The 1,116-nt window shown below is 46.0% G+C and carries 2 protein-coding genes; both read right to left on the bottom strand.

The window, feature by feature from the left end; translation table 11 throughout:
• Positions 1-430: 430 nt before the first annotated feature.
• Positions 431-574 (bottom strand): hypothetical protein, encoded by a 144-nt coding sequence (locus ACFIL8_RS10725; protein WP_375689761.1) that lies wholly within the window; start codon positions 572-574, stop codon positions 431-433.
• A gap of 44 nt (positions 575-618) precedes the next feature.
• Entirely contained in the window at positions 619-759 is a 141-nt protein-coding gene (locus ACFIL8_RS10720) for a hypothetical protein (protein ID WP_375689759.1), read from the bottom strand.
• Positions 760-1,116 lie beyond the last annotated feature (357 nt).

Genomic DNA, 1,116 nt, shown 5'->3' with positions numbered 1-1,116 from the left:
GATGGCTGACCCATAAGGAGATAAGCCAACAGGTACTGGATGCCATAAAAAACCATATGAATAAACAAAACTTATGAGCAACACCTATGGCTTTGCAAAGAAGCAGTCCCCCTTCAATCTCTATCCATACCCGAACACCCTCTTGAATAGCCCATACTCTCTTACATCATAGGCTTTGAGAACGAACAATCCCCTCCCTTACGCCTCTAAACAGCATGCCTATATCAACAGCTCCAAAACCAAACGTTTTTCTAACCCTTCTCACACGGACTTACCCCCTCTCACAACCATCACGGCTCTTGAGCAACCACACACCCTATTACAGTTTCACGTTTTTACGATTTTGCAAATTCACAGAAAACAACAAACTTCCGATAAACCGCCCCATTAAAGCCTATACAAGCCTATTACAAACCTATCATCAGCCTATTCATTGCCAACAGCCCTTTTCCCCCAACGCCCTCCATTCCCCCATTCCCCCATTCCAATTTTGACGCATTGCACAATCCAACCATCCTCCATTGGCACCTTTTCTCCCCATATCCTCCCCACAACCGTCACGGCTCTTGAGCAACCACACCCCCTTTTACAGTTTCACGTTTTTACGATTTTGCAAATTCACAGAAAACAAGCAAACTTCCGATAAACCGCCCCATTAAAGCCTATCATCAGCCTATTCATTGCCATCAGCCCTTTTCCCCCAACGCCCTCCATTCCCCCAATCCCCCATTCCCACATTCCAATTTTGACGCATTGCACAATCCAACCTTTACGCCTCCATTGGCACCCTCTTTACCCCATATCCTCCCCACAACCCTCACGGCTCTTGAGCAACCACACGCCTTTTTGCAGTTTCACGTTTTTACGATTTTGCAAATTCACAGAAAACAACAAAACTTCCGATAAACCGCCCCATTAAAGCCTATACAAGCCTATTACAAACCTATCATCAGCCTATTCATTGCCAACAGCCCTTTTCCCCCAGAGATCAGCGTAAAATGAGAAAAACAATCGATGCCCTCTCCCCAAGCCGTGAAGCAATGGCATGATCTAAAACTTACGCCTCCCCCATGACACGAGCACTACATGCGCTTTTTCAGCGCTGCGTTTAATTGT

It is taken from the genome of Bartonella sp. AP57NXGY, assembly GCF_042195805.1.
Taxonomy (GTDB): Bacteria; Pseudomonadota; Alphaproteobacteria; order Rhizobiales; family Rhizobiaceae; genus Bartonella.
This window is presented reverse-complemented; position numbering and strand designations above follow the sequence as displayed.